At 60.7% G+C, this 20,971-nt stretch carries 21 protein-coding genes and 1 tRNA gene; 19 read left to right on the top strand and 3 right to left on the bottom strand.

Annotated elements, in window-relative coordinates; all coding sequences use genetic code 11:
* Window positions 1-14 precede the first annotated feature (14 nt).
* The 4 genes from HYX42_RS22330 to HYX42_RS22315 all read left to right on the top strand — a co-directional run bounded on the left by HYX42_RS22330 (window position 15) and on the right by HYX42_RS22315 (window position 3,518).
* Window positions 15-992: an acetyl-CoA carboxylase carboxyltransferase subunit alpha gene (locus tag HYX42_RS22330; protein WP_293407395.1), complete on the top strand. Its 978-nt coding sequence runs from the start codon at window positions 15-17 to the stop codon at window positions 990-992.
* A complete protein-coding gene (tilS, locus tag HYX42_RS22325; protein WP_293407393.1) occupies window positions 955-1,974 on the top strand; it encodes a tRNA lysidine(34) synthetase TilS in 1,020 nt (339 codons plus the stop codon). Before HYX42_RS22330 ends, tilS begins: the two co-directional genes overlap by 38 nt.
* A gap of 125 nt (window positions 1,975-2,099) precedes the next feature.
* Complete coding sequence (locus HYX42_RS22320; RefSeq protein ID WP_293407391.1) at window positions 2,100-3,368, top strand: aspartate kinase; 1,269 nt, start codon at window positions 2,100-2,102, stop codon at window positions 3,366-3,368.
* 57 nt (window positions 3,369-3,425) lie between these two features.
* A tRNA-Ser gene (locus tag HYX42_RS22315) sits at window positions 3,426-3,518 on the top strand.
* Window positions 3,519-3,573: 55 nt separating this feature from the next.
* On the opposite strand, the gene HYX42_RS22310 is transcribed toward HYX42_RS22315, so the two are convergent.
* On the bottom strand, window positions 3,574-3,819 hold the full coding sequence (locus tag HYX42_RS22310) for a hypothetical protein (RefSeq protein ID WP_293407389.1): 246 nt from the start codon (window positions 3,817-3,819) through the stop codon (window positions 3,574-3,576).
* Between the two features lie 113 nt (window positions 3,820-3,932).
* On the opposite strand from HYX42_RS22310, the gene HYX42_RS22305 reads away from it, so the two are divergent.
* On the top strand, window positions 3,933-4,271 hold the full coding sequence (locus HYX42_RS22305) for a DUF4286 family protein (protein WP_293407387.1): 339 nt from the start codon (window positions 3,933-3,935) through the stop codon (window positions 4,269-4,271).
* A 14-nt stretch (window positions 4,272-4,285) separates the two neighbouring features.
* Here the strand turns inward: HYX42_RS22305 and HYX42_RS22300 are convergent, their stop codons facing one another.
* Window positions 4,286-5,302, bottom strand: a complete 1,017-nt coding sequence (locus tag HYX42_RS22300) for a LysR family transcriptional regulator (RefSeq protein ID WP_293407385.1) — start codon at window positions 5,300-5,302, stop codon at window positions 4,286-4,288.
* Between the two features lie 144 nt (window positions 5,303-5,446).
* Here HYX42_RS22300 and HYX42_RS22295 point away from each other — a divergent pair, with 144 nt between their 5' ends.
* From HYX42_RS22295 to HYX42_RS22240, 12 genes are read left to right on the top strand one after another with little or no spacing between them, the layout of a single operon-like run.
* On the top strand, window positions 5,447-6,235 hold the full coding sequence (locus HYX42_RS22295) for a citryl-CoA lyase (protein ID WP_293407383.1): 789 nt from the start codon (window positions 5,447-5,449) through the stop codon (window positions 6,233-6,235).
* A 21-nt stretch (window positions 6,236-6,256) separates the two neighbouring features.
* Window positions 6,257-7,237, top strand: coding sequence for a tripartite tricarboxylate transporter substrate binding protein (locus tag HYX42_RS22290; RefSeq protein WP_293407380.1), 981 nt, complete (start codon window positions 6,257-6,259; stop codon window positions 7,235-7,237).
* A 5-nt stretch (window positions 7,238-7,242) separates the two neighbouring features.
* Window positions 7,243-8,328: an enolase C-terminal domain-like protein gene (locus HYX42_RS22285; RefSeq protein ID WP_293407378.1), complete on the top strand. Its 1,086-nt coding sequence runs from the start codon at window positions 7,243-7,245 to the stop codon at window positions 8,326-8,328.
* Window positions 8,329-8,355: 27 nt separating this feature from the next.
* Window positions 8,356-9,513 (top strand): acyl-CoA dehydrogenase family protein, encoded by a 1,158-nt coding sequence (locus HYX42_RS22280; RefSeq protein ID WP_293407376.1) that lies wholly within the window; start codon window positions 8,356-8,358, stop codon window positions 9,511-9,513.
* A 12-nt stretch (window positions 9,514-9,525) separates the two neighbouring features.
* Complete coding sequence (locus HYX42_RS22275; protein ID WP_293407373.1) at window positions 9,526-10,227, top strand: dienelactone hydrolase family protein; 702 nt, start codon at window positions 9,526-9,528, stop codon at window positions 10,225-10,227.
* Between the two features lies 1 nt (window position 10,228).
* Window positions 10,229-10,678, top strand: coding sequence for a MaoC/PaaZ C-terminal domain-containing protein (locus tag HYX42_RS22270; RefSeq protein ID WP_293407371.1), 450 nt, complete (start codon window positions 10,229-10,231; stop codon window positions 10,676-10,678).
* The gene (locus tag HYX42_RS22265) at window positions 10,675-12,234 is read left to right on the top strand and encodes an AMP-binding protein (RefSeq protein ID WP_293407369.1); all 1,560 of its coding nucleotides are present in this window, start codon (window positions 10,675-10,677) and stop codon (window positions 12,232-12,234) included. Before HYX42_RS22270 ends, HYX42_RS22265 begins: the two co-directional genes overlap by 4 nt.
* Window positions 12,235-12,281: 47 nt before the next feature.
* Window positions 12,282-13,262, top strand: coding sequence for a tripartite tricarboxylate transporter substrate binding protein (locus HYX42_RS22260; protein WP_293407366.1), 981 nt, complete (start codon window positions 12,282-12,284; stop codon window positions 13,260-13,262).
* A 14-nt stretch (window positions 13,263-13,276) separates the two neighbouring features.
* Window positions 13,277-14,278, top strand: coding sequence for a tripartite tricarboxylate transporter substrate binding protein (locus tag HYX42_RS22255; RefSeq protein ID WP_293407364.1), 1,002 nt, complete (start codon window positions 13,277-13,279; stop codon window positions 14,276-14,278).
* An 18-nt stretch (window positions 14,279-14,296) separates the two neighbouring features.
* Window positions 14,297-15,466 (top strand): CoA transferase, encoded by a 1,170-nt coding sequence (locus tag HYX42_RS22250; protein ID WP_293407362.1) that lies wholly within the window; start codon window positions 14,297-14,299, stop codon window positions 15,464-15,466.
* Entirely contained in the window at window positions 15,466-16,617 is a 1,152-nt protein-coding gene (locus HYX42_RS22245; protein WP_293407360.1) for an acyl-CoA dehydrogenase family protein, read from the top strand. Before HYX42_RS22250 ends, HYX42_RS22245 begins: the two co-directional genes overlap by 1 nt.
* A 43-nt stretch (window positions 16,618-16,660) precedes the next feature.
* The gene (locus HYX42_RS22240) at window positions 16,661-17,569 is read left to right on the top strand and encodes a LysR family transcriptional regulator (protein ID WP_293407358.1); all 909 of its coding nucleotides are present in this window, start codon (window positions 16,661-16,663) and stop codon (window positions 17,567-17,569) included.
* Here HYX42_RS22240 and HYX42_RS22235 read toward each other — a convergent pair.
* Complete coding sequence (locus HYX42_RS22235; RefSeq protein ID WP_293407746.1) at window positions 17,511-18,791, bottom strand: D-amino acid dehydrogenase; 1,281 nt, start codon at window positions 18,789-18,791, stop codon at window positions 17,511-17,513. The genes HYX42_RS22240 and HYX42_RS22235 overlap by 59 nt on opposite strands.
* A 223-nt stretch (window positions 18,792-19,014) precedes the next feature.
* Between HYX42_RS22235 and HYX42_RS22230 the strand changes: the two genes are divergently transcribed.
* Together HYX42_RS22230 and HYX42_RS22225 are read left to right on the top strand one after the other, a co-directional pair.
* The gene (locus HYX42_RS22230) at window positions 19,015-19,908 is read left to right on the top strand and encodes a transporter substrate-binding domain-containing protein (protein ID WP_293407356.1); all 894 of its coding nucleotides are present in this window, start codon (window positions 19,015-19,017) and stop codon (window positions 19,906-19,908) included.
* A gap of 167 nt (window positions 19,909-20,075) precedes the next feature.
* Window positions 20,076-20,834 (top strand): amino acid racemase, encoded by a 759-nt coding sequence (locus HYX42_RS22225; RefSeq protein ID WP_293407355.1) that lies wholly within the window; start codon window positions 20,076-20,078, stop codon window positions 20,832-20,834.
* Window positions 20,835-20,971 lie beyond the last annotated feature (137 nt).

Below are 20,971 nucleotides of genomic sequence, written 5' to 3'. Positions count from 1 at the left end.
TTGGGGAGTACGACATGGCGAAAAAGACCTTTCTTGATTTCGAGCAGCCGATTGCGGAGCTTGAAGGAAAAATCGAAGAACTGCGTTATGTGCAGACCGAGTCAGCCGTCGATATCTCTGAAGAGATCGACCAGCTGGCCAAAAAGAGCCAGCAGCTTACCAAGGACATCTACAGCGACCTGACGCCGTGGCAGATCACCAAGATCGCCCGCCACGCCGAACGGCCCTACACGCTGGACTACATTCGCGAAATATTCACCGACTTTGTCGAGCTGCACGGCGACCGGCATTTTTCCGACGACCTGTCCATCGTCGGCGGACTGGCGCGCTTCAACGGCACGGCCTGCATGGTGCTGGGCCACCAGAAGGGCCGCGACACCAAAGAGCGCGGCCTGCGCAACTTCGGCATGAGCAAGCCCGAGGGTTATCGCAAGGCCCTGCGCCTGATGAAAACCGCCGAGAAGTTCAAGCTGCCGGTGTTCACCTTTGTCGATACGCCGGGCGCTTACCCCGGGATTGATGCCGAAGAGCGCGGCCAATCCGAGGCCATCGGACGCAACATATTCGAGATGGCGCAGCTGGAGGTGCCCATCATCACCACCATCATTGGCGAAGGCGGCTCTGGCGGCGCACTGGCGATTTCGGTGGGTGACCAGGTCGTCATGCTGCAGTATTCGATTTATTCAGTCATCAGCCCTGAAGGCTGCGCTTCCATCCTCTGGAAGACATCCGACAAGGCAGAAGTCGCTGCGGAAGCGCTGGGCATCACGGCGCACCGCCTCAAGGCTTTGGGTGTGATCGACAAGATCGTCAACGAGCCGGTGGGTGGCGCACACCGCGACCACAAGCAGATGGCGGCATTCCTCAAGCGCGCCCTGAACGACGCGTTCCGGCAGGTCAGCGATTTGAAGGTCAAGGAATTGCTGGACCGCCGCTACGAACGCCTGCAAAGCTATGGCCGCTTCACCGACACCAAAGCCGACGCGAAATAAGCTGCCTGCGCCGCCTGCCATTAACGTTCCTGTTAATCCGGCTGCCGCGGCACTCTCATTGGGGGTTCGAATCCCTACGTTTCCGCCAAACTCTTCGGGGTTGGCCGTTGCCTACAGCGGCGGTGCTGATTCCACCGCCTTGCTGCTTGCTGCTGCCGCTCATTGGCCGGGCCAAGTACACGCCATTCATATCCATCACGGCCTGCAGGCCGCTGCCGATGATTTCGTGCGGGTTTGCGAAGCGGTCTGTGCCGGGATTAATGTGCCTTTGCACGTGGTGCGTGTTGATGCTTCGGCTGCTACTGGCGAAAGCCCGGAAGATGCAGCTCGCAAAGCGCGCTACAAGGCACTGGCGGCCAAGGCATTGCGTCTGGGCGTGAGTGGTGTGCTGCTGGGCCAGCACGCGGATGACCAGGTTGAAACGCTTTTGCTGGCATTGAGCCGGGGGGCGGGGCTGCCGGGGCTCTCTGGCATGGGGCCGCAGTTCGAACGTGAGGGCATGCAGTTTTACCGGCCTTTGCTGGAAACGTCAGCAGCTGAGCTGCGTGCATGGCTGGTGCAGCAAAAAATCCCGTTTGTCGATGACCCGACCAATACCGACGAGCGCTACACCCGCAACATGATTCGCGCGCGGCTGTTGCCCGCGCTTGACGGCGCTTTCCCCCAGTTCCGCGAGACCTATGCGCGCAGTGCGCGGCATGCAGCGCAGGCGCATGAGTTGCTGGTTGAGGTTGCTGCTGAAGACCTTGTGAAGGTGGGTTCGCCGCCCGCCATCAAGAGCCTTCAGGCCCTGTCAAAAAACCGCCAGGCGAATGTGCTCAGGTACTGGCTGCTTGGGGTGCATGGGGCCACGCCAAGCGCTGCGCAGCTCGAACAGCTGCTTTCCCAGATAGCTGCCTGCACGACACGCGGCCACCAGATCGACATCAAGGTTGCGACCGGTCACGTTACCCGCATCGGGGCCGTACTGGGCTGGCGCTGAGGCGTGGCGGCCTGCAGGGGCCGACTGGCTATAATTGAAGGCTTTGCTGGCAGCAGTCTTTTCATTGAAAGAGGCTTTTTTGCCCGCAAAAATGCCAAAACCCAACCCTTGATTGACATCCTGCAATGGCTTTGATCGTTCACAAATACGGCGGCACATCGATGGGCTCGACAGAGCGCATTCGCAATGTGGCCAAACGCGTCGCCAAATGGGCGCGTGCTGGCCACCAGATGGTCGTCGTCCCCAGCGCCATGAGTGGCGAAACCAACCGTCTGCTCGGCCTGGCCAAAGAACTGTCGCCCGCCAAACCCGGCGACGCCTACGGCCGCGAACTCGACGCACTTGCCGCCACCGGCGAACAGGCCTCCAGCGCCTTGCTGGCCATTGCGCTGCAGGCCGAGGGCATGCAGTCTGTCAGCTACGCGGGCTGGCAGGTCGCCATCAAGACCAACAGCGCCTATACCAAGGCCCGCATCGAATCGATTGACGACAAAAAGGTCAAGGCCGACCTTGATGCCGGCAAGGTCGTCATCATCACCGGCTTCCAGGGTGTGGACGAAGGCGACAACGTCACCACGCTGGGCCGTGGCGGCTCCGACACTTCTGCTGTCGCCATTGCTGCCGCCATGAAGGCGCATGAGTGCCTGATTTACACCGATGTCGATGGCGTTTACACCACCGACCCGCGCGTCGTGCCTGAAGCGCGCCGCCTGCAGACCGTGAGTTTTGAAGAGATGCTGGAGATGGCATCGCTGGGCTCCAAGGTGCTGCAGATCCGCTCGGTTGAATTTGCCGGCAAGTACAAGGTGCCGCTGCGCGTGCTCAGCAGCTTTACCGACTGGGACATTGACATCAACATTGAGGCCAAATCTGGCACTTTGATCAGCTTTGAGGAAGACGAAAACATGGAACAAGCCATCGTATCGGGCATCGCATTCAACCGTGATGAAGCCAAAATATCCGTGCTGGGCGTGCCTGACACCCCGGGCATCGCCTATCAAATCCTGGGCGCCGTGGCCGACGCCAACATCGAAGTCGATGTGATCATCCAGAACATCAGCAAGGACGGCAAGACCGACTTCAGCTTCACCGTTCACCGCAACGACTACGCCAAGGCCATGGATTTGCTCAAGGCCCAGGTGCTGCCAAAACTCGGCGCGCATGAGATCACCGGCGACGCCAAGATCTGCAAGGTCAGCATCGTCGGTATCGGCATGCGCAGCCACGTTGGTGTGGCCAGCCGGATGTTCCGCGTGCTGAGCGAAGAGGGCATCAACATCCAGATGATTTCGACCAGTGAAATCAAGACCTCGGTCGTCATCGATGAGAAATACATGGAGCTGGCCGTTCGCGCGCTGCACAAGGCTTTCGACCTGGACCAGCCCGCCGCCTGAAAACGGCAGGCGTACGACAGCCAAAAGGCCGGCGAGTCGTGAGATAATCGTTTTATTGGAAACGTGACCGAGTGGCCGAAGGTGCTCCCCTGCTAAGGGAGTATGGGGTGTAGAGCCTCATCGAGGGTTCGAATCCCTCCGTTTCCGCCAATACAAAAAGCCACCCTCGGGTGGCTTTTTTGTTTCCTGTCGGATTTGTCCGCGTTCAATCCCACTTCAGGTAGAGCCAGCCGCAAAACGCAACCCCGACAGCCCAAAGAAGCCAGGTCTGGGGTGTGGCATACGGATAGATCATCATGGCAACGCCCGACCAGGTCAGCACCGGGCGTTCGCTCTTGCGGCCGCGCCTGAATGCTGCATAAGCAATGAGGCCAAAGAGCAGTGCGCCAAAAATCCAGGCAGGGCTGGGCAGCGTGAGCCCCATGTACTCGGGGGTTTTAAGGTCGTTCATGCATGTTGGCTGATTGTGCGCCTGAACAGTTGCGTGCTGCGCGTCTTCCCCGATTGCCTCATCAGGGGGCGTCTGGGTAATATTCAACGATACACACATGCCCAAGGACCACCATGCAGGAAGCCGCCTATTTCTACGTTTCAAAATTCTGGATCGCGCCCGCGGGCAAGGCGGCGTTGATGAACTGGCTGGACACCGGTCATGTGGCCGAGGTCGTCAGCCAGCCCGGTTTTTTGTGGTGCCGGCAGGTGGACCTGCGAGAGAAAGATGCGGACGGTTGCGAGGCCTACCTTATGATTTATGCGCTTGAATCGGAGGAGCACTTCAAACGCTACAAGGCAAATGGGCAACTGGCCGCCAAATTCGCAGAGCAGCGCAAGGACTTTGCGCATCACCTGCGCATGGACCGTTGGGATGGACCCGTCGTCGGCGTGTTCGACCGCCAAGCCTGAACTTTTTCCCCGGTTCAGGGTGGTGCAGGCTTGCGGGCTGCGGGTTTTCGGGCTCCGGCTTTACCGGTCGGCGGAACGTCCGCAGGCAGGCCCGGCTTTCGGGACACAAACAGTTCTGCAATCACGCCGCGCAGCCATTTGTTGGCCACATCGTTGTGACTGCGCTGATGCCAGAACTGCTTGATCTCAAAGCGCGGCGTTTCCACCGGGAGGCGCAACATCTTGATCCTGGGCATCGCAGGTATGAACGCCATGACGTAGCTTGGCACGGTCGCAAGCAGGTCTGTTTGCTGCACGATCTCGGGCACCACCATGAAATGAGGCACGCGCAAGGCAATGCGGCGGCTCAGGCCCTTGTTGGCAAGATAACGCTCGATGAAGGTGGTGGTCGATGACTGTAGCGAAATATTGCTGTAGCGTGAACCCGCTGGCTCAATCAGGATGTGCGACTCCTCTGAAAACTGCTTGAGTGTCAGGCTGCCGCCGACGCGTGGGTGGTCGGTCCTGGCGAGGCAGACATACGAGTCCACAAATAGTCGCTGCTGGTAGAAGCCTGCTTTCAAGGCCGGTAAAAAACCCAGCGCCAGATCAGCTTCGCCTGAAGTAAATGCCGTGTGATACGACTCGCGCGGCAACTGCAGCACACGCAGGTTGACGCCGGGCGCCACGGTATTCAACCTGGTGATGAGGCGCGGCAGATACACCAGCTCGCCAATATCGCTCATCAGCAGCTGGAAGGTTCGGTCGCATGTCGCGGGGTCAAAAACAGACGCCCCTTCGAGCGCTCCCTGCAGCATGGCCAGGCCGTCTTTCACTGTACCGGCGATCTGTTTGGCAAACGCGGTGGGCTCCATGCCCGTCGGCACGCGTACAAACAGCGGGTCGCCCGATAGCGCGCGCAGCCTTGAAAGTGCGTGGCTCATGGAGGGCTGCGACAACCCCAGACGGAAGCCGGCACGGGTCAGGTTGCCGTCCTGCATCAGGGCGTCAAACGCCAGCAGCAGGTTGAGATCCATCTTGCGGATATCCATAAAAAGTGCCTTTGATGCAGGGGCCCTCAAGCCGATGGGTTAATTATCAGGATTTCTAATGCAGCCAATTCAGTCCATCGATTGTATTGATTGACGCGCGGTGATACCTTTGCGCAGCTTTAAAAAATACACGGAGACAAGCCGATGGAACGCAAACGTAAACGGCTGCAATCGGACATGGGCTGGAGCAATGAAGCCAGCATCACTGTCCAGGGCCTTGACCTTCCGGGGGATATCCTCGGCAAGCTGAATCTGGGCGACTTCGCCTTTCTTGAAATCAAGGGGCGCAAACCCACGCCCGGTGAATCGATCGTTTTTAACGCCATGCTGGCCACGCTGGTCGAACACGGCATGACGCCCATGGTGATTGCCGCACGCCTGACTTACCTGGGCGCGCCGGAGTCGCTTCAGGGGGCGGTCGCTGCCGGCATCCTGGGCATGGGCACCACCTTTGCCGGCACTGCGGAAGGCTCCGCACGCCTCCTGCAGGAGGCCATCACCAAAGACACGACACAGGCAGACCTGCCGGGTCTTGCCGAGCAGATCGTCGCCAGACATGTGGCTTCCAGAACCTCCATCCCCGGCATAGGTCACCCGTTGCACAAGCCGATAGACCCCCGCACGCCGCGCCTGTTTCAGCTGGCTGAAGAAAACGGTCTGAGCGGCAAACATGTCGAGCTGATGAAGCTGGTGGCCAGTGCCGCCGAGCGTGCCCTGAACAAACCCGGCCAGCTTCCGGTCAATGCGACGGGTGCATTGGGTGCGCTTTCTTCAGAACTTGACATTCCGTGGCGGCTTTGCCGTGGCCTGGCCGTCATAGGCCGGACCATAGGCATCGTCGGCCATCTCGCAGAAGAGATGCGCAATCCCCTGGGCCGTGAGGTGTGGGAGCGCACTGAAGAAGAAGCCTCGTCCCACGTCCGCCAGTCCTGATTTTTTATTGGAGGAGACATCATGATCAATCGACGTCAAACACTTGCCGTGGCTGCATCCGCCACCTTGGGCACCAGCCTGAATGCGTTCTCACAAACCGGTAAATGGCCCAGCAAGCCGATTCGGGTCATCGTGCCTTTTGCGCCGGCGGGCGCGGTGGATTTGCTGTCGCGCTTTCTGGGCGAAAAGCTGGGCGCAGAACTGGGTCAGACATTCCTGATCGACAACCGGCCGGGCGCCGGCGGCAACATCGGCACCGAGATGGTAGTCCGTGCCGGCGGTGACGGCTACACACTTCTCATCGCCGGCAGCCCGACGCATGTCATCAATCCCTACCTTTATAAAAACCTCTCATACAACCCGGTAAAGGACCTGAGCCAGGTGGCATTGATCGCTTCTGCGCCCAACCTGCTGGTGGTCAATCCTGGTCTGGGGCTGGGTTCCGTTGAGGACCTCGTCAAGCTTGCACGCAGCAAGCCCGGCCAGATCAGCTTTTCGTCAGCGGGCAATGGCACCAGCGGTCACCTCGCAGGTGAACTGCTGCGCAGCCAGGCAAGGATCGACGTCATGCATGTCCCTTACAAAGGCCAGGCTGATGCCATCACGGCCGTGATTCGCGGCGAGGTGGCGTTTGCATTTGTCGCCATTCCAGGCACGCTGGCACTCGTCAAGGACGGTCGGATCAAAGCCATTGCCGTGACAAGTGCGGCGCGCAGCGCGCTGGTGCCCGAATTGCCTACCGTGACACAGGCCGGCTACAGGGACTTTGAAGTGCTGGCCTGGTATTGCATGTCGGCACCAGCGGGCGTGCCTGCGCCCATCGTTGCAAAGCTTGCATCCGAAATCGACAAACTCCTTCAGCAGCCCGCCACAAAAGACAAGCTGATGTCGCTTGGCATGGAACCCAATTTTAAAAAAGGCCCGGACTTCATCAGCTACATGGCCAAAGAGTCCGCGAAGTGGGGCAAGGTCATCAAGGACGCCAACATCGTCGCGAGCTGAGTCATATGCGCCTGGTTAAATGGTCATTTCACACCTGCCGCCTGCCGTACGAACGGCCGGTGCAGTGGAGCGATGTCGTTGAAGATGCGGCTGAATTCCTGCTGATCAAAGTCGAGTCAGACACTGGTCATACAGGTGTGGCGGAGATGACGCTCAAACCGACATGGACGGGCGCATCGCGGCGCGGCCTGGTGGCTGCACTCGAAGACTTGCTGCTTCCGCTGGTTGCAAGGAATGTGGTCGATGACCTCACGGCTGTTCGCCGCGCGATGGATGCCTATCCAGGCAATCTGGCGGCCAGGGCGTTGCTCGACAACGCGCTGTGGGATCTGCAGGCCGCCGCGTCAGGGCGGGCGCTTTGGCGTGCTTGGAACGGCAGGAGCACGGTCCCGTTGACTTGGGTGCTTACCCGGCAGGCACCTGCATTGATGGCTGCCGAGGCCATCGCTGTCAGGGCGAAGTACGGTTTCGATTCGATCAAGGTCAAGGGTGGCCAGGGGCTGGAGACCGACGTGCGCGCCATGCACGAACTGAGGGCGGCTCTTGGGGACAGCGTGCGTCTCTATGTGGACGCCAACGGTGCTTATGCGTTTGACCAGGCCATGGGCTATGTTGCGGCGATGGCCGATGCCGGTGCAGAAGTGGTCGAAGACCCTTGCGGCCTGCGCCCCGACGCAGCTTTTACCCGGCTTCAGGCTGCCACGCCTGTACCTGTGCTGGTGGATTTCGGGTGCGAATCGCTGCGGGATGCCCAGTTGTTTCTTGAGCGTGGGGCAAAAGCCTTCAGCCTCAAGCCAGGACGCTTCGGCCTGACCGATACGCGAGAAATGGCACGGCTGTCATCCCAGGCCGGCTGCAAGGTTGTGGTGGGCATGTTTGGCGAAAGTGCACTCGGCACGCTGCCTGCGCTCAGCCTCGCATCAACCCTGACCAACGATGCACTGCCCGCCGAAGTGACATGGTTTCTGGCCATGACGCAGCAATGCATCACCCACGCCATTGAGGTTCGGGACGGAATGGCCGTTCTGCCAGACATCGCAGGCAGCGCCTCGCTTGTCGACTGGAGCAGGCTGACACCGCTGCCCCGTTAAAAAAATGCAAACACCAAGGATTGATCAATGAAGGATTTCGGCCTGACCGAAGAGCAGCGCCTCATACGCGACACCGTCAAGGGTCTCGCGAAAGAGCATTTTTATCCCGGAGCCGCTGCGGCCGACCGGCAATGTAAGCCGCCGGTTGATAACCTGAAGGTGCTGGCCGGGCATGGCTTTACGGGCATGTTCATGCCAGAAGACTATGGTGGTGCCGGCCTGGGCCTGATGGAAAACGTACTGGTCGTAGAACAAATAGCCCGTTACTGCGCCAACACCGCCATGCTGTTTTCATGCACCGACGGGGCCACGCCGCGCGCGCTGCTGGGCGTGGGCACCGAAGAGCAGAAACAGCGCTATCTGCCGCGGCTGGTAAGTGGTGAACTGCTCACAGCCTGGAGCATGTCCGAGCCCAACGCGGGCTCCGACGTTGGCAATGTGCAGACCAGGGCGGTGCTTGATGGCGACGACTATCTGATCAACGGCAGCAAGCTCTGGTGCACGGCAGCACAGGTGTCGGAGTTGTTCCTGGTGCTGGTGCGGCTGGATTCGTCTCCCGGAATGAAAGGCGTGGGCGCCATGCTGGTGGAGCGCGATACGCCAGGCTTTACCGTCGGCAAACACCTGGACCTGCTCGGCCTGCGCGGCACGGGTATGGCCGAGCTGGTATTTGAAAACTGTCGCGTACCCAAGGCGAATCTGTTGCTGCCAGCAGGCCGCATGCGCGAACTGCTGGCTGTGCTGGATGCTGACCGTATCAGCGGCAACCCGCCAGTTTGCCTCGGCATTGCACAGGCTGCGTTTGAAAACGTGGTGCAGCACCTCAAAGACCGGCACCAGTTCGGCAAGCCCCTTGCCGACAACCAGGGCCTGCAGTGGAAGCTGGCCGACATGGCCATCGACATTGAGGCCGCACGTGCCTTGCTGTACCGCGCTGCCGCCCGTGTGGATGAAGGCAAGCCCAGCATTGTCGACACCTCGATCACCAAGGCCTACGTCAACCAGATGTCGGTGCGCGTCACCAATGAAGCCATGCAATTGGCGGGCGCTTACGGCCTGTCGGAAGAGTATCCGTATGAACGCTACTTCCGCGATGTGCGCGGCATGTCCATCGGTTACGGCACGGTGGAGATTCACCGCAGTTCCATCGCCAGAGAAATCCTCTCGGGCCGCTACGAGTTTTAGAAAGTACAGGACATGACTTCAAGAACAGACTCCATCCGTGCGGGCAGCGCTGCAAGCGGCCAGCATTTCGACGCTTATGTAAGCGTCCCCGAAAACCCAAACGGCCATGCCGTCATCGTCCTGCAGGAGATTTTCGGTGTGACCCCACCAGTGCGCAAGGTGTCAGACCGTTTTGCTGAAGCAGGGTATCTGGCTGTTGCGCCAGACCTGTTCTGGCGCGTAGAGCCGGGCCTGTCGCTGTCGCATTCGAAAGAAGACATGGCGCGGGCCTTTTCCATCCTGGGCAACTTCAGTGACGACAGCGCGATGCAGGACATCCAGGCCACGCTGGCGCACATCAAGGCATTGCCTGGTTTCAGGGGACGTGTTGCCGTTACAGGCATGTGCCTGGGCGGCAAACTGACCTATCTTGCCGCCGCGCGCATGAAGCTGGATGCCGCCATTGCCTTTTACGGCGTTGGCATTGAGAAACATCTGGACGAAGCCAAAGGCATCACAAGCCCGACGCTGATGTTCTTCGGCGGTATCGACAAGTATGTGACTGAAGGGGCACGCAGGGATATTGCGTCCGCTGTCAGGGGCAAGGCGGAAGTGGTGGTCTACCCGCAAGCCGATCACGGCTTCTATACACGTGGTGAAGCGGACACGGTGGCGGACGCACACCAGAAGGCGCTTGCCTTTTTGTCCGCATCCCTGAATGCGCAAAGGATCTGACGTGAGCGTTTCTTTTGAAGAGATCAAGGTCGGCGACAGCTGGCGCAGCACCGGGCGTACGCTAACAGAGGCGGAGTTGACGCTGGCCTGCATGACCAGCGGCGACTGGCACCCGATTCATGCCGACGCGCAGTATGCCAAATCATCGGTCGGGGGTGCGCGTATTTTTCAGGGTACCTACTGCCTGCATGTGGCCATTGCCATGGCTTCGCACTTTCCTGATCTCGGCCCCGCCGTCATTGGCGCGCTCGGTTTCAGGGAATGGAAATTCCTGGCCCCTGTGGTGCCTGGCGATACCGTGCATGTCGAGGTCGAGATTCACGGCAAACGCCTGACCTCCGACGGCAAGCGTGGTGTGATTGAGCGTCGCATCAGACTCGTCAACCACGAGGATGTGACGGTACAGGAGGGCATTGCCACCATGATGGCGGCTGCGGGAGTTGCGTCATGATCCTTGGCGAAGTCATTGAACGCAACGAGCGCTGTTTTGGCGCACACCCCGCACTGCTGTTTGAGGGCCGTACCATCACGCACGGCGGGTTTGCCGGGCGCGTCCGCCGCCTCATCAATGCACTGACCGCCATGGGCTGCAAAAGGCAGGACCGTATTGCCGTGCTGTCGCGCAATTGCCCCGAATACCTGGAGGTCTATGGCGCTGCTGCGCTGGGCGGCTTTATCGGCGTTGGGGTCAACTACAGGTTGTCCGCGCCCGAGCAGGCCGACATCCTGATGGATGCCGCACCCGAAGTGTTGCTGTATGAGCCCGAATATGCGGCGAGGGTGGATGAGTTGCGCGCCATGCTGCCGCCCGCGACGCGGTATATCTGTTTCGGCGCCGCCAGCAGCTGGGCCCTGTCGTATGAGGATGTGATGGCGGGCAGCCATGAGGGTGAGCCGTCGATACGTGCCGAGGCCGATGACACGCTGTTCCTCATCTACACCAGTGGAACCACGGGCAAGCCCAAGGGCGTGATGCTGGGTAACGAAGGGCAGCTGGAGCAGGCGAGGGCGCAGGCCATCTCGCATTGCGCTGCCCAGACCGACCGCATGCTCATCGTCATGCCCTTCTATCACATAGGCGGGCCGACCGAGCTGCTGACCTATCTGGTCACTGGCTCGACCATCGTGCTGCACCGCACCTTCGAGGCGCACGCGATTTTGCAGAGCATGCAGGACAGCGGCGTGACTGCCGCGCACCTGGCGCCCACCATGATCCAGATGGTCCTGGAGGTACAGGAGAAAACGCCACACGACCTGTCCAGGCTGCACACCATCGTCTATGCCTCTGCACCCATGTCGGTGACGCTGTCGAAACGCGCACGGGCTGCCTTCGGCCCGGTGTTCATGCAGATTTACGGCATGTCTGAACTGGGCCTGGGCAGCGTGCTGCTCAAGCACCAGCACATCCCCGATGGCACGCCCGCACAGGTCAAGCGCCTGGCTTCTGCAGGCCAGCCGTATCTTGGCACCGACATGAAGATCGTCGGCAAGGACGGTAAGCCCTGCGCGGTGGGTGAGACCGGCGACCTGCTCATGCGCTCCAAGGCGCTGATGCAGGGTTACTGGAACCGGCCCGAACAGACGCGTGAAGCCCTGCCTGCTGACGGCTTTCTTCGCACCGGCGATATGGGCTACTTTGATGACGAAGGGTTTCTCTTCATCGTGGACCGCAAAAAAGACATGGTCGTCTCCGGCGGTGAAAACATATATTCACGTGAGGTCGAGGAAGTGCTGCTGCAGCATCCGGCGATTGCAGAAGCGGCGGTGATCGGCGTGCCCGATCCCAAATGGGGTGAGTCCGTGATGGCCTTCGTGGTGCTCAAAAGCGGCATGAATGTCACGGAAGAAGAGGCTGTCGAACACTGCAAGAAGTCGCTCGCCAGCTACAAGAAACCCAAATTCGTGAAAGTGATTGAGGTCATGCCGCGCGTGGTCAGCACCAACAAGATAGACAAGCGCGCGCTCAGGGAGCCGTTCTGGGCCGGCAGTGACCGGCAGGTGGGCTGACGCTCTGCGAACGCGTTCACCAATTTTTATAAACAGGAGACAAAACCATGAAACTGAAACTCAAGACTCTCGCAGCGATGTTGCTTGCAACCGCCGGCCTGATCAACGGCAGCGCTTTTGCGCAAACCTTCCCCGACAAGCCGGTGCGCATCGTCGTGCCCTTCACGGCAGGTGGTCTGGCCGATGTGCTGGCGCGCGGGCTGGCCAACGAGCTCTCGAAAACCTGGCCTCAACCTGTGGTGGTCGAAAACAGGCCTGGTGCCAACACCATCATCGCTGCGGAGTTTACGGCCCGCGCCGCACCCGATGGTTACACGCTGCTGCTCGCCAACGATCCGACGGTGTCGTCCAACCAGTACCTCTACAACAAGCTGCCCTACGACCCGGTGAAAGACTTCACGCCCGTCATCAATATTGCGGCAACCCAGGAGGTCCTGGTGGTCAGCGAGGCCTTCAAGGGGCGCACGGTGGCGGACCTGATTGCGCAGGCAAAAGCAAGACCCGGCCAGATCACCTACGGCAGCTACGGCCCGGGCAGCAAGGCTCACCTGGATGCGGAGGACTTCGCGCGCGCAGCAGGCGTGAAGCTCAACCACATTCCCTACAAGGGTGTTGCCGATGTGATGGGCGCTCTGATCAGTGGCCAGATCGACATGTCGTTTTCGGGCATGCCGCCGTCAATCACCATGGTCAAGGGTGGCAAGGTGCGCGCGCTTGCCATTGCGGCGCCGCAACGCTTCAAATTGCTGCCAGATGTGCCCACCATGTCGGAGGCAGGTGTGCCCAACTTTGAATCCAGCGCCTGGTTTGGGCTGATCGCTCCTGCGGCCACGCCAAGGGCGGTGGTCGAGAAGATCGCCGCTGATGTCGCAAAGGTCATCAGCCGACCGGACTTCCAGGAGAAATTCATCAGTGGGGTCGGGCTTGAGCTGCTCAACCAGGGCCCGCAGAAATTTGCAGACTTTCTGGCCAAAGACCGTGCGGCCTACGCGCAGAGCGTGAAGAACGTCAACGTCAAGCTGGACTGAGCAGGAGGCGCCCCATGACCCAACCCATCGTCATCACGCGCAGGAAAGCGCAGCTCACCGCCATGGCTGCTGTGGTAGCAGCTCTGGCTGGCGGCTTTGCACCCGCTGTGCAGGCCCAAAGTTACCCCGCAAAGCCCATACGTTTCATCGTGCCTTATCCGGCTGGCGGCGGGACTGACATCGTGGCCCGCCTGGTGGCCGCGAAAATGACGATCAGCATGGGGCAGCCTGTGGTGGTCGACAACAAGCCGGGCGCCAGCACGGTCATCGGTACCGACATGGTGGCCAAGGCGCCGGCAGATGGCTATACCTTTGGCCTGGTGACCGATTCGCACGCGATCAACCCGACCTTCTTCCCAAAACTGCCCTACGACAGCTTCAGGGATTTCGAGCCCCTGACACAGCTGGTGTTTGTGCCACTGGTGCTGGTGGCCAACCCGTCGCTGAATGTGAAGACGGTGCCAGAACTGATCGCCGCCGCAAAGGCCAAACCCGGAAAAATCAATTACGCCTCGATTGGCAACGGTACGCCGCATCATCTGTCCATGGAGTGGTTCAAGTCCATGGCCGGCATCAGCATGACGCACATACCGTACAAAGGCGTGGCACCGGCGCTCACAGATCTCGTGGCGGGGCAGGTGGATGTGATGTTTACCGGTACGTCATCGGCCAGCCCCTATGTCAAAGCCGGCCGACTCCATGCGCTGGCGGTGTCCAGCGCCAAGCGCCAGCCGGCGTTTCCCGATACGCCCCCGGTGGCCGAGGCAGGCTTGCCCGAGTTTGACTTCATGACCTGGTATGGCACCGTACTCCCTGCCGGTACGCCGCGCAACATCGTGATGCGCCTCAATCAGGAAATCGCCGCCGCGCTCAACCAGCCAGACGTGAAGGACAAGCTGGGCGGCCTGGGGGTCGTGGGCGCGCCTTCGACGCCTGAAGCTTTCGGCGCCTTTATCAGGACCGAGGCGCAGAAGCTGGACAGGATCGTCAAGGTCACCGGTGTGAAGGCCGAATGATGCAGGCAGGAAACTAGCATGGCACAGGTGCTTCCAGGTATACGGGTTCTCGATCTCGGCAGTTTTATCACCGCGCCTTATGCGGCCATGCTTCTGGCCGAAATGGGTGCTGACGTTGTCAAGGTTGAAAAACCTGTCACTGGCGATCCTTTTCGCGCATTCGGCAGCGGCCTGTACAGCTCGCATTTCCAGGCGCACAACCGCAACAAGCGCAGCCTGGCGCTGGACTACACCAAAGCGTCAGGCGCGGCCGCCCTCGACAAACTGGTGGCCGATGCCGATGTCGTGCTGGTCAATGTACGGCCCGGCGTTCAAGAAAAACTGGGCGTTGGCTACGAGAGGTTGAATGCCCTCAACCCCCGTCTGGTGTACTGTGCCATCACCGGTTACGGCGCGACCGGCCCCTATGCAGACAGGCCGGCCTATGACAATGTCGGCCAGGCGCTGTCGGGCTGGCTGTCGATGTTTCATGAAGGCACGGATGCCCGTGTTGCCGGGCCTGCGGTGTCGGATGCGCTGACGGGTCTGTATGCAGCCATGGGCATCCTGGGCGCACTGGTCGAGCGTGGCAACACCGGCAAGGGCCGCAAGGTCGAGGTCAGCATGCTGGAGGCCACCATTGCCTTTGCGACGGAGCCGCTCGGCAAGCTGTTTGCCAACGGCATACCGGTGCCGCACTACTCGCGTGCGGCCTCATCGCAGTCCTTTATCGTGACATGCGGCGACGGTAACCGCATCGGCCTGCACCTGTCGTCGCCGGAAAAGTTCTGGCGTGGTTTGCTCAAGGCCATTTCGCAAGAAGAACTGGCGCAGAAATACCCGGACCGTGCCTCGCGTGTACAGCGTTATGACGAACTGGCTGTCGATCTGGCGGCCGTATTTGCAACGAAGCCGCGTGACTACTGGTTGCCGCTGCTTGAACAGAACGACGTGCCCTTTGCACCCGAGCGCAGGCTGGAAGAGCTGCGCGAAGACCCGCAGGTCAAACACCTCGATGTGTTTTACGACATGACGCATCCGCAGTACGGCAAGGTCAGTGCGGCGCACAGGCCGGTGCGTTATGACGGTGACAACCACAGCAACTTTTTGCCACCGCCTGCGCTGGGCGAACACACGCGGGAAGTTCTGGCGCAGGCAGGCCTGAGTCCTTCAGATATCAAAAAACTGGCCGATGAAGGGGTCATCTGATGGACTTCAGTATTCCTGAAGAGCTGCGCATGCTGCGTGACTCTGCACGCCGGTTTGTACAGCAGGAGTTGCTGCCGCTGGAGCCGCTCTATGCCAACGAGGCTGACATTCCCGATGACGTGCGCGCACGCCTGCAGGCCAAAGCCAAAGAGCTGGGTTTCTGGATTTTCGATTTGCCCGAGGCTTGCGGTGGAGGCGGCGTTGGTTATGTTGGCATGTGCCTGGTGTGTGAAGAGTTGGCCCGCTGCAACGTGCCGTCATTTCGTGCGCCCACGGTGTTCACGCCATACCTTGGGCCGGTACTGTTTCGCTGCACGCCGGAGCAGCAGCAAAAGTATCTTTATCCGGTGATCAACGGAGACAAGCGCACCTGCTTTGCATTGACCGAACCCAATGGCGGTTCTGATCCTTCGCAAATGCTGACCACAGCAGTCCGCGAGGGTGATGGTTACCGTATCAATGGCACCAAGATATTCATCACCGGCGCAGACAAGGCCGACTTTGTGCAGCTGTTTGCGCGCACCCCTGAAGGCGTTTCATGTTTCCTCATAGATCGCGACACCGACGGCATGCGGCTGGGCCAGAGCTTTGAGTTGATGTCGCCGGACCGCCCGTGGGAAGTGGTGTTCGACAACGTGTTTGTGCCTGCGTCACAAATGGTGGGCGAGCCCGGCAGGGGGTGGGAACTGGCGCGTGAGTTTCTTGACGTGGGGCGCCTTATCCATGGTCCCAAGGCCATAGGCCGGGCCGAGCGTGTGCTGGAACTGGCGATGGCTTACGCCAATGAACGCAAGACCTTTGGCGAACCGCTGGCAAATCGCCAGGCCATTCAGTGGATGGTGGCCGATTCGGCGGTTGAGCTGAATGCTGCCAGATTGATGACGATGCATGCGGCATGGAAGGCCGACCAGGGCATGGATTTTCATATCGAGGCATCACAGGTCAAGTTGTGTGCCGACGAAATGCTGATGCGGGTTGCGGACCGTGCGCTGCAAATCCACGGCGGTATGGGCCTGTCGCGTGAGTTGCCGCTGGAGCTGATATTCCGCGATGCCCGTAGCCGCCTCATCACCGAGGGTTCGTCTGAGATGCAGCGCATGATCATTGCGCGGGAAATGCTCTCGGGCAGGTCGTCCGTGAACAGGCTCTAGCACACGCTTTGTCCTGTCGGCCCGGCTTGTATGAGAATAGGCCATGCGCCTTCGCCACATAGAAGTCTTCAACGCCGTCATGCTCACCGGCAGTGTGAGCGGCGCGGCACGCCTCATCAATGTCACCCAGCCGGCGGTCAGTCGCATCCTGCAGCATGCCGAGCTGCAACTGGGCTTCGCGCTTTTTCAGCGCAGCAAGGGGCGCCTCACCCCTACGCCCGAAGCGCTGACGCTGTACCCGCACATCGAGCGCCTGTTTGCCCAGCTTGACGAGGTGCAGCGCCTGGCGGCCAACCTCAAGTCTGGTGACGGCGTGCGTGAGCTGCGCATCCTCACCGTGCTGGCGCTGAGTTATGAAATCCTGCCGCACGCCATCAAGCTGTTTCGTGTCAAGCACCCCGATGTACCCATCAGCGTGCGAGCGCTGCATTCGCCGCAGATCGTCTCGGCGCTGGCGCTGCAGGAGGCCGATGTCGGTTTCATGTTCAGCCCGGTCAGCCATTCCGCGCTGGCGCAGGAGCACCTGGCCGATGGCCGCATGGTGTGTATTGCGCCCAAGGGCTTGTTGTCTGCGCGCCTGCTCAAGCGCGGCAACGTCACGCTGGCTGACCTGACCAAAGTACCTGTGATCGGCCTGGACGTGCACGACCCGGTGGGCCGTAGCCTGAACCAGGCCTGCCGCGAGGCCGATGTCGGCCTGAACTTCGCCATCACAGTGCAGACCTATCACTCTGCGCTGGCCCTCGCGCACCATGGCCTGGGTGTCGCGCTGGTTGACAGCTGCACGGCAGCATCCGCCGACACCGCGCGTGTCGACGTGCTGGGCCTTGAGCCGCTGATCGAGGTGCCCATCAAGGCGCTGATGCCCGCGGGTAAACCGGCTTCAGTGGCTGTCAGGGCGTTTGTGCGCTGCTTCCAGCAGGCCGTGGCTTATGCGGCCAAGGCCGGGTAGGCTGAAGCTGCGTCGCCTCCAGCATCCGGGTGATGCGCTGCGCCGACCCGAAGGCCAGGGTGAAACCCAGGGCGCCATGCCCGGTGTTGAACAGCAGGTTGTCCGGTCCTTTCGGGTGCTTGCCGATGACGGGCAGGCCGGTCGGTGTCGCCGGGCGAAGGCCCGCCCAGGGATGAACATCTGCAAACCCGCTGCAGCCCGGAAACATCTGCTGCGTTGACGCCTGCAGCGAGGCGATCTGCTTGTGGGCGATGCGGGTGTCGTAACCCGCCAGCTCGGCCATTCCGGCCACGCGCAGCCGTGAGCCCAGGCGGGCAAACACCACCTTGCGTGCTGTGTCTGTGATGCTGATGGTGGGCGCGGCCTGCGCCGGCCCGTCCAGGTCTACCGTGATGCTGTAACCCTTGAGCGGGTAGATGGGCAGGTAGACGCCCAGGCTGCGTGCCATGGTGGCCGAGGCCGAGCCCAGCGCCATGACGTAGCGGTCTGCCTCTATCTCGCCCTCGGGTGTACTGATGGCTACGACCTGCTTGCCTCGCAGCACCAGCTTGTTGACCGGTGTATCGAGCAAAAACTTCACGCCTTTGGCGCGCAGTGCGGCGAGCAGGGCATCGCAGGTTTTCTGGCAATCGGCCGCACATTCGCCCGGGGTGTAAATCGCACCGGCGATGTGGGCGTGACGTTGCGCTAGCGCCGGCTCGAGCTCCACGCATCGGTTGGCGGTGACGGCTTCCTGCACGCTGCCCAGTTCGCGCTGCAGCAGCATCTGCCGCCGCGCGCCTGCGAACGAGGCGGCATCCGGGTAGAGCACCAGCTTGCCGGTACTGCTGAAGTCGCAGGCAATGTTTTCCTGCTGGCGCATGGTGTCGAAAGCCATGCGGCTTTCAGCGGCCAGTTGCAGCAGGGCAGCGGTGGTGTTGCGTGAGGTGTGGGTATTGCAGGCCGCCAGAAACTTCAGGCCCCACAGCCACTGGTGAACATCAAGCTGCGGCCTGATCTTCAGCGGCGAGGTCGGTGACAGCAGCAGTTTGGGTAGCTGCGCCCAGATGCCCGGGTCCGCCAGCGGCTGCACATAGCTATAACTCAGCTGCGCGCCGTTGCCACCGCTGGCGCCGCTGCCGGGTCGTGCGCGGTCAATGACAGTCACCTCGTGGCCCGCACGGTTCAGCGCCCATGCGGTTGCCAGCCCGACTATGCCTGCACCCAGCACACACACACGCATCACAACCCCTTCATGTAAAGCTGAAACTGTAGGCAATGCCGCGGTTTTTGAACAATGCCGAATGCAGGGTGGGCCATGACCTGAAGTTATGGCGGGGTAATCCATGAGTTTTAGTCATGGCTTTGTCAGCAAAATGAATGACGCTGTGGCTTGCTTGTTTCTACACTGGCCGTGCAAGTTTTTTCCCAACCACTGACCTATCACTTTTTTCAAGAGGATTTTTATGAAGATCTCGACACTCACGAATGCCGTATTGCTGTGCGCCGGCCTGGCCGCTGTGGCCTCTGGCGCCAGTGCGCAGACGCTGAAAAAAGTGGCTGACGCCAACAAGATCACGGTGTCCTACCGCGAAGCGTCAGTGCCTTTCAGCTACCTGATCGGTTCGACCAAGGCGGTCGGCTTTTCAGTCGAGCTGACCGAAGCCATCGTTGACGATGTGCGCAAGAAGATCAAAAAGCCCAACCTCGAAGTGGCTTACATGCCAGTGACTTCGCAAAACCGCATTCCGCTGCTGGTCAACGGCACCTATGACATCGAGTGCGGCTCGACCACCAACAACTCGGCACGCGGCAAGGATGTGCAGTTCGCCATCAGCCATTTCTTCACCGGCACGCGCCTGCTGACCAAAAAGACATCGGGCATCAAGAACTACGCCGACCTGGCCGGCAAGACGGTTTCCAGCACCACGGGTACCACCAACGCCCAGGTAATCCGCAAATACAGCGCCGACAAGAACCTGAACATGCAGCTCATCCTGGGTAAAGACCACGATGATTCGCTGCTGCTGGTTGAAAACGACCGCGCCGTGGCGTTTGCGATGGACGACATTCTGCTGTTCGGCCTGATGGCCAACTCCAAGAACCCGGCGTCGCTGCAGGTGGTGGGCGATTCGCTGCAGGTCGAGCCCTACGGCTGCATGATCCGCAAGGACGACCCCGAGTTCAAGAAGCTGGTCGACGGCACCATCACCCGCATGATGAAGTCCGGCGAGTTCACGAAGCTGTACACCAAGTGGTTTGAGTCACCGATCCCGCCAAAAGGCGTGAACCTCGGCCTGCCCATGAGCCAGCAGCTCAAGGACAACCTGAAGGCGCTGAGCGACAAGCCGGCGATGTGATCTGAAGGCAGGCAGCAGTGGCGTGATGCATCGCGCCGCAGCCTGCCCGCCAACTGCGCTGGCCTGACGCAAGGCCGCGCAACGCTTCTCTAACCCCGCGTAAAAACTCACGCCGCGCCCCGTGCGGGCGCGAGCCTGCGCAACGCTTTCTGAAAGGACGGCACAAGATGAACGGAACAAGGGTGGTCGGCATCCTGGGTGGCATGGGCCCGGCGGCAGGCGCCGACTTTGCGCGGCTGTTTGTCGCCGCCTGCACAGAGCACATGCAGCGCAGCGGCGTGCCTGTGTCTGACCAGGCCTTCCCCGAGCACTGGCTCGCGCAGGTGCCCGTGCCCGACCGCAGCGCCGCACTGGGCCACCCGGGTTTTGGCGGCCACCAGCCGCTGGAACCCATGCTGCAGGCCATGGGCAAGCTCGCTGCGCTGGGCGCGCAGACTGTGGCGGTGGCCTGCAACACCGCGCATGCCTGGCATGGCGAACTCCAGCAGCGCTTTCCGCACATCGAGGTGCTGCACGTTGCCCGCGAGGTGGCGCGCACACTTGCCGGGCGCGGCGTGCGCGTGGGCCTGCTGGCGACAGAGGGCACTTACGCTGCTGGCCTGTATGACGAGGCGCTGTTGCGGGTCGGGTTGCTGTGCCATGTGCCCGATGCATTCGAAAAGGCGCAGCTCATGCGCGGCATTTACGAAGGGGTGAAGGGCGGTGACCTTGTACTGGCCCGCGGGTGCTTCACGCAGGTGGCTGACGCGCTGGCGCGGCGGCACGGGCTGAATACGCTGATCCTGGGCTGCACGGAAATCCCGCTGGCGCTCAGTTCTGTGCCCGGTCTGGTTGGGCTGGAGCTGGTCGACCCTGCAGCACTGCTGGCGCGAACGCTGGCTTCACGGGCCTATGATTCAGCATATGCCGAGGCATATGCTGAATAAGCGGAAATTTTGAAAGCTGAATTGGTTAAAAAAGACATGAAAAATGCCATTTTCAGACGCCAAATCAGCCTCCAGGCCAATAGATATATGCGTGAGCAGCTACTAAATAGATAGCAAAATCGGCGGCAGCAGATGCA

This window comes from Polaromonas sp., from assembly GCF_016185115.1.
In the GTDB taxonomy this organism is placed as follows: domain Bacteria; phylum Pseudomonadota; class Gammaproteobacteria; order Burkholderiales; family Burkholderiaceae_C; genus Polaromonas.
The sequence above is the reverse complement of the archived record's forward strand: the minus strand, read 5'-3'. Positions and strand labels throughout refer to the sequence as shown.

What these genes read in the sequence shown, in the direction of transcription:
- tilS (WP_293407393.1), top strand. Translation starts at nt 955, where the DNA reads ATGGCCGCTTCACCGACACCAAAGCCGACGCGAAATAAGCTGCCTGCG.
- HYX42_RS22290 (WP_293407380.1), top strand. Translation starts at nt 6,257, where the DNA reads ATGATCAATCGACGTCAAACACTTGCCGTGGCTGCATCCGCCACCTTG.
- HYX42_RS22285 (WP_293407378.1), top strand. Translation starts at nt 7,243, where the DNA reads ATGCGCCTGGTTAAATGGTCATTTCACACCTGCCGCCTGCCGTACGAA.
- HYX42_RS22320 (WP_293407391.1), top strand. Translation starts at nt 2,100, where the DNA reads ATGGCTTTGATCGTTCACAAATACGGCGGCACATCGATGGGCTCGACA.
- HYX42_RS22260 (WP_293407366.1), top strand. Translation starts at nt 12,282, where the DNA reads ATGAAACTGAAACTCAAGACTCTCGCAGCGATGTTGCTTGCAACCGCC.
- HYX42_RS22225 (WP_293407355.1), top strand. Translation starts at nt 20,076, where the DNA reads ATGAACGGAACAAGGGTGGTCGGCATCCTGGGTGGCATGGGCCCGGCG.
- HYX42_RS22300 (WP_293407385.1), bottom strand. Translation starts at nt 5,302, where the DNA reads ATGGATATCCGCAAGATGGATCTCAACCTGCTGCTGGCGTTTGACGCC.
- HYX42_RS22255 (WP_293407364.1), top strand. Translation starts at nt 13,277, where the DNA reads ATGACCCAACCCATCGTCATCACGCGCAGGAAAGCGCAGCTCACCGCC.
- HYX42_RS22250 (WP_293407362.1), top strand. Translation starts at nt 14,297, where the DNA reads ATGGCACAGGTGCTTCCAGGTATACGGGTTCTCGATCTCGGCAGTTTT.
- HYX42_RS22330 (WP_293407395.1), top strand. Translation starts at nt 15, where the DNA reads ATGGCGAAAAAGACCTTTCTTGATTTCGAGCAGCCGATTGCGGAGCTT.
- HYX42_RS22245 (WP_293407360.1), top strand. Translation starts at nt 15,466, where the DNA reads ATGGACTTCAGTATTCCTGAAGAGCTGCGCATGCTGCGTGACTCTGCA.
- HYX42_RS22305 (WP_293407387.1), top strand. Translation starts at nt 3,933, where the DNA reads ATGCAGGAAGCCGCCTATTTCTACGTTTCAAAATTCTGGATCGCGCCC.
- HYX42_RS22235 (WP_293407746.1), bottom strand. Translation starts at nt 18,791, where the DNA reads ATGCGTGTGTGTGTGCTGGGTGCAGGCATAGTCGGGCTGGCAACCGCA.
- HYX42_RS22230 (WP_293407356.1), top strand. Translation starts at nt 19,015, where the DNA reads ATGAAGATCTCGACACTCACGAATGCCGTATTGCTGTGCGCCGGCCTG.
- HYX42_RS22295 (WP_293407383.1), top strand. Translation starts at nt 5,447, where the DNA reads ATGGAACGCAAACGTAAACGGCTGCAATCGGACATGGGCTGGAGCAAT.
- HYX42_RS22240 (WP_293407358.1), top strand. Translation starts at nt 16,661, where the DNA reads ATGCGCCTTCGCCACATAGAAGTCTTCAACGCCGTCATGCTCACCGGC.
- HYX42_RS22275 (WP_293407373.1), top strand. Translation starts at nt 9,526, where the DNA reads ATGACTTCAAGAACAGACTCCATCCGTGCGGGCAGCGCTGCAAGCGGC.
- HYX42_RS22265 (WP_293407369.1), top strand. Translation starts at nt 10,675, where the DNA reads ATGATCCTTGGCGAAGTCATTGAACGCAACGAGCGCTGTTTTGGCGCA.
- HYX42_RS22280 (WP_293407376.1), top strand. Translation starts at nt 8,356, where the DNA reads ATGAAGGATTTCGGCCTGACCGAAGAGCAGCGCCTCATACGCGACACC.
- HYX42_RS22310 (WP_293407389.1), bottom strand. Translation starts at nt 3,819, where the DNA reads ATGAACGACCTTAAAACCCCCGAGTACATGGGGCTCACGCTGCCCAGC.